7 protein-coding genes are annotated in these 5,721 nt (G+C 35.4%); 2 read left to right on the top strand and 5 right to left on the bottom strand.

Features of this window, described 5'->3' with window-relative positions; genetic code table 11:
• The 5 genes from ACIQ2Z_RS12370 to ACIQ2Z_RS12390 all read right to left on the bottom strand — a co-directional run.
• The coding region (locus ACIQ2Z_RS12370) for an AAA family ATPase (RefSeq protein WP_396184474.1) at positions 1-791 on the bottom strand (791 nt) is incomplete at its 3' end.
• 24 nt (positions 792-815) lie between these two features.
• Positions 816-2,021, bottom strand: coding sequence for a DUF4350 domain-containing protein (locus ACIQ2Z_RS12375; RefSeq protein WP_396184475.1), 1,206 nt, complete (start codon positions 2,019-2,021; stop codon positions 816-818).
• The gene (locus ACIQ2Z_RS12380) at positions 2,022-2,780 is read right to left on the bottom strand and encodes a DUF4129 domain-containing protein (protein WP_396184476.1); all 759 of its coding nucleotides are present in this window, start codon (positions 2,778-2,780) and stop codon (positions 2,022-2,024) included. It abuts the gene before it with no gap.
• Positions 2,773-3,714 (bottom strand): hypothetical protein, encoded by a 942-nt coding sequence (locus tag ACIQ2Z_RS12385; RefSeq protein WP_396184477.1) that lies wholly within the window; start codon positions 3,712-3,714, stop codon positions 2,773-2,775. Before ACIQ2Z_RS12385 ends, ACIQ2Z_RS12380 begins: the two co-directional genes overlap by 8 nt.
• Before the next feature lie 3 nt (positions 3,715-3,717).
• Positions 3,718-4,695: a stage II sporulation protein M gene (locus ACIQ2Z_RS12390; protein WP_396184478.1), complete on the bottom strand. Its 978-nt coding sequence runs from the start codon at positions 4,693-4,695 to the stop codon at positions 3,718-3,720.
• 20 nt (positions 4,696-4,715) lie between these two features.
• On the opposite strand from ACIQ2Z_RS12390, the gene ACIQ2Z_RS12395 reads away from it, so the two are divergent.
• Entirely contained in the window at positions 4,716-5,459 is a 744-nt protein-coding gene (locus tag ACIQ2Z_RS12395) for an RDD family protein (RefSeq protein WP_396184479.1), read from the top strand.
• A 41-nt stretch (positions 5,460-5,500) separates the two neighbouring features.
• The coding region (locus ACIQ2Z_RS12400; RefSeq protein ID WP_396184480.1) for a trimeric intracellular cation channel family protein at positions 5,501-5,721 on the top strand (221 nt) is incomplete at its 3' end.

Consider the following 5,721-nt stretch of genomic DNA (forward strand, 5'->3'; position numbering starts at 1 on the left):
AAATAAAGGAAACCATTTTCACGTGTGTTGACCACTAATTTAGCGATGTATTCTAGTAGGTTTGGTTCAACCAGAACCTGCTTCACCAGCTCTTGATAATGTTGAATATCGGTAGCGGTAAGGTGTGTTTTAATATGGTCTAATTTATTATTGCTCAACAACGCATGTTCTTTTTGAAGGATGGTGATTTCTTCGTCTAATTTGGGATAATCAATGTTGATTTTAAATAGAAATCGGTCCAACTGAGCTTCAGGTAAACGATAAGTTCCTTCCTGTTCAATTGGGTTTTGGGTGGCAATCACTAAAAAAGGAGCGGTCATTTGATAGGTTGTTCCGTCTAACGTAATTTGACGTTCTTCCATTACTTCAAAAAGAGCGGCTTGTGTTTTGGCTGGAGCCCGATTGATTTCGTCAATCAAAATCAGGTTGGAAAAGATGGGCCCTTTTTTAAATTCAAACTCCGATTTCTTTAAGTCGAAAACAGAAGTTCCTAAAATATCGGATGGCATTAAATCCGGCGTAAATTGTATGCGGCTAAAACCGATGCTTAATGTTTTGGCCAGCAATTTTGCTGTAATCGTTTTGGCTACCCCGGGAACACCTTCCAGCAACACATGACCATTGGATAAAATTGCCACAAGCAATTGGTCTATCATTTTGTGTTGGCCTACAATCACGGAATTAAGTTCCTGTTTGATGGCTTGAATACTATCTTGAAGCGGTTTCAAATCAATTCGGGATTCAAAGTTTACGTTGTCTTCCGGTGGCGTGGGATTTATATTTTCTTCCATTAGTGTGTGTTATTATACTTGTTGTTATTTTTTTGTTTCTAAAACTTTCTCTATGACAGCATTCAATTCTATTAACTCGGCTTCGGTGCTTTTAAATGTTTTTCGTTGCCGTTTAATCAGCATTACTACATTTTCAATTAAGGCAATGTCTTTTCCTGATTTTTGATGTAATTTTTTGATGAAATCATCATCAAGGTTTTGTGTATCCAGTAAATAATCTTGCCTGATTTTTTCTAAAAAGTAGATAATCTTCTTTTCCATGATGGTGTCATGATTTCCTTCCTGAAAATACAGATTTCCAATGGTTTTAGTAAAATCAACGGTTGTATTTGTCAAGGGTTTAATTATTGGAATGATACGTTGTTTCCGTTTAGCATTGAAAATCATAAAGATAATCATTCCGATTAAAAATAAATACCATGCCCATCGCAACCCCTCCTGACTTAAAATAAACCGCAACGGAGAACTGGAAATACCTGATTTATACTGCTGATTCGGATACCAAAATAGATTTCCTTTCGGAATATAGGACAATACTTTTTCAGCATATTCTACATTTTTATTTTTCAATAAATAATAGTTGGTAAACGCAAAGGGCTGCAAATGCAAGTAGAAATTCCCTTTACCGTAAGGCACTTTTATAAAATTAACTTGTGTTTTTTTATCAATTTTCTGATAACCTAAAACAGTTGTTTTTAATGTGTCAAATGAAGTAAAATGATATCCGTTTACGCCCATTTTCATTTCAAATGACTTTTTACTAAGCGATGGATTAGCTAGGCTCACTTCAAGTTGCTCTTGAAAATACAGGTTGGAATAACTAAAGCCCAACGAATCCTCTAATGTAGTTGAAAAAGTGTTCATGCTCAAAAAAGCATCGTTTCCGTGGCTCACAAACAGCAATAACTCTTCAGTAGAAGTTTCGTCAATAGTATAGTCGGAATCAATCGCTAAAAAAGTTCCATTGGTGGTATAAGTATCCACTAACGTATCATAATCATAAAACGCATCTAAAAACTCATAAGGCGTTGATTGAATGGTTTGAATAGTATCGCCTTTAAAATAAGTATCTTTTTCTTCATTAAAAACATATAATCCAAACGGAATTTTTGAATTCACATCAAAGCTTGGAGTCCAATTAATCGGTTTCGGTCGATTAGCATCCACAAAAACGATAAGCACCATGAGTGCCACTAAAATACCAATATATATTTTCAGTGTTTTATTCATCTAAATGGAGTGTATTGTTTTTTCAAAAGCGGCTTTAGCTTTCAAAAAGGTTTCTTCATCCAGCTCAAATTCACCATACCAACTATAATTATATAGATAAGAAACATAGGCAAACTTAGTTTTGAAAGTCTCCTCTTTTATTTCATATAAATAATCGGTATTTGTTTTTTCAACATCCCATTCAATGATGTTCTTTTCAGCCATCTTTTTCAATAGCCAAAGGTAATAATAGCGAATGCTCAATCGCTTTTCGCCTGATTTTAAGGTATCTTTAATTAGCTTTTCAAAATCAATTAAATGAATGTTTTTTTCTACATCTTCATGGTGAATTACTTTTTTATCAGATGATTTTCCAAAAATCCATTGCCCTTCACCATTCATAATGGCTTTAACGATGAGGTAAATCACAAAAACAATAAGTAAAACGGCCAACACCTTAATCAAAACTTCCACAAACTTCATGGAAACGTCATCACTGCTGAAATTAAACAAACGACGGAAAAAGTCGGAAAGCCATTCTTTAAATCGGCTCCACCAGTTTTCTTTGCTCACTTTTTGTTCATAAACAAATTCATCGCTTTTATATTTTTCTTTAATGGTGGTTTCGAAACTTCTGGCTTCCATCGATAGGGAATCTATTTGAATATCCTTTTCAGTGAAAATAATTTTCGCAACCGTTGTGGTATCTACCACAAGACTATCTTGCGATGAAGCCGTCATCCAAGTTAATAAAAAAGCTATGTAAAGAAGTTTATTCACTTGGGGTACCAATTTGGTCTATGTCGCTTAAAGTCGTTATGTTTTCATTTTGATCCCGTAAGCTGTAATAAATAATTCCGCCATTAATAATCATAATGTTGTTTAGAATATAGCTCACCAAAATACTGATGCACATCACAATAACCATCATGATGGAAAAGAAAGAAAAAGCATCGGCATCGGTTTGTTGGTTTTCAATGTTGGTCACCATATCAATCACGCCAATAATGTAGGGAATAGCAATAAAAACAGTCGCTATCGTTTGAATAATCATATACATAATTAGGGTTGAACCAACGATGGGCCAAAAGTGTTGTTTCAGTTTATCAAATCCTTTTCCATAAGCTTCTAAAATGCCCATGTCTTCGTTGAGGTATTCATAAAAACTGAGTTGAACCCAAGCCATAAGAGCCGGAATTCCAATAATGGCAATCGGAATTCCGATGATAACAAAAAACAAAGCAAAAACAATCGCTATCAATAGTAGTCCGGCGGTTAAACTCAATCCTACCAAGGCTAAGAAAAACAGAATGATCTTGCCGATTTTAGCTTTCATTGCTTTTATAAGGTCAAGCGTTTCAAAATTACAGCCTTTGTGTTTTTCATACAATTGCAAATAGATAATCGGGAAAGCGTAATTGACGAGCGAAACAAAAAGAATGACGATTAAAAAAAATAGAAACACGCCGATAATCAACGCAATATTGTTGTTGAAATAATCTTCTAAAAAGTTGGGAGCATTCGTACCGATGGAGGAAAAAAGAACTTCAAAATAAACTTTAAAAATAAAATAGGAAAGCACCAATAAAAGCAACAATAATCCACCGTTGATGATGAAATAGTGTTTAAAAAAATGTTTTCCGTTTTCTTTAAAAAAAGCAAACGTATCGCCGATATATTCGCTAAAAGTTCTTTTCTTGAATAGGTGTAGCATAGTTTAAATTGTTGGAATGTTGATATTCTTTTTTCGATGCACAATAAATGGAAACAGTAAAAAATAAAAGGAAATAAGACTTAACGTTCCCAAAATAATCACAACATTCAGCCACTTGGGCATTTCAAGTGCATAACGGGTTACAAAACCTTCTAAAAAGCCGGCGGCAATCGTAAAAGGAATCGTGCTCAAAAATATTTTTAAACTGTCTTTAAATCCAATCTTAAAAGAATTCATCCGCGAGTAGGTTTTAGGAAATAGGATAGAAACCCCAAGAATAAATCCGGCAGCCGTTTCAATCACAATGGCAAAAATCTCCATCGAACCGTGAATCCAAATTCCCTGAACGCTTTCCCAAAAAACACCTTCCTGATAAAAGAAATATTGAAAAGAACCCAGCATGATACAGTTTTGAAGCATGATGTAAAACGTTCCGATGCCTAAAAAAATCCCCCAAATAAAACACTGAGCACCCACATAAAGGTTGTTCATCGTGATGGCAATAAATCCTCCCCAGTTGCTCCCGCTTTTATAAACCGCCACCGGATTACCTTCTTTGATGTTTTCCAGCGTCATGTTTACATAATCATCCCCTAAAATCAAACGAACAAAGTCTAAATCATAGCGGGCAGACAAAACCCCAATGCCGGTGCAGAGAAAAAATAAAACAAAAGCATACACTAAATACCGCCGATAATGATACACAATCAACGGAACTTCCTCTGAAAAGAAATAGATTATTCTGTTTTGTTCGGTTCGTTTGGTCTTATAAATCTTCTGATAAATTTGAGAAGCAAGGTAATTTAAGTACACAACCGTCTTACTTTTAGGGTAATAAGTTTGAGCATACGATAAATCGTTGACTAAATGGATATATAAACTAGCCATTTCATCAGGATTTTTTTTAGCTTTACCAAAAATAGCTTGTTCAAATTCAAGCCATTTTTCTTTATTTTGTTTTATGAAGGCGACTTCTCTCATAGATTGCTAAAATATAAAATATGTCAGAATTATCGATTACAACAACACAAAATGTGAATATTAATTTTACAGCAGCAACCGTAGCCGACAGGATGTTAGCTTATGTTGTTGATTTACTGATAAAAGGAGCTTACGTGGTCGTGGTGTGGGGTATCTTTTTTTATGCCTTAGGCATCAACCAAGGCATGACCGGGTTAGACGATTGGTCGTATTACGGCTTAGTGGTCATGTTTTATTCTCCCGTTATTTTCTATTCGCTCACCCTCGAGAGTTTATTAGAAGGGCAAACCATCGGAAAGCGATTAATAAAAATCAAAGTAGTAAAAATTGATGGCTACCAAGCCTCTTTTGGCGATTATTTGATGCGGTGGTTGTTTCGAATCATTGATGTTAATTTAAGTAGTGGAGTCATCGGATTAATTGCCATGATCACTAGCAGCAAAACACAACGATTAGGCGATATGACTGCGGGAACGGCAGTCATTAGTCTAAAAAACAACATCAACATTAACCATACCATTTTAGAAGAAATCGACCAGGCCTATGTGCCCACCTATCCGTTAGTAATAAAATTAAGTGATAATGATGCCAGAATCATTAAAGAAACCTTTGCGGTAGCACATATCAAACGAGACTTTGCTACACTAATCAAATTGCGAACAAAAATTGAAGAAGTCACCGGCATAAAGAACATTTCAGGCAATGACACCGACTTTATCCGAACCGTTTTAAAAGATTATAATTATTACACCCAAAACATGTAAATGACAAGGCAATATCAATTTTTTCTAATCTACCCACTTCAATGTTTCACCTGCTCGATATTATAGGAACCATAGCATTTGCCATTTCAGGCGTGCTCACAGCATTTAACAAAAAACTAGACCCGTTTGGAGTCTACATCATTGCGTTTGTAACCGCAGTGGGCGGTGGAACACTTCGCGACGTGCTCATCGGGCGAACTCCCGTGGTTTGGATGCAAGACATCACCTATGTCTACATGATTACCATTGGGTTTTTTATCGC

This window comes from Flavobacterium sp. (genome assembly GCF_044361015.1).
Lineage (GTDB): Bacteria > Bacteroidota > Bacteroidia > Flavobacteriales > Flavobacteriaceae > Flavobacterium.

Coding starts and splice junctions, on each gene's coding strand:
- ACIQ2Z_RS12375 (WP_396184475.1), bottom strand. CDS start 2,021: ATGAATAAAACACTGAAAATATATATTGGTATTTTAGTGGCACTCATG.
- ACIQ2Z_RS12385 (WP_396184477.1), bottom strand. CDS start 3,714: ATGCTACACCTATTCAAGAAAAGAACTTTTAGCGAATATATCGGCGAT.
- ACIQ2Z_RS12390 (WP_396184478.1), bottom strand. CDS start 4,695: ATGAGAGAAGTCGCCTTCATAAAACAAAATAAAGAAAAATGGCTTGAA.
- ACIQ2Z_RS12395 (WP_396184479.1), top strand. CDS start 4,716: ATGTCAGAATTATCGATTACAACAACACAAAATGTGAATATTAATTTT.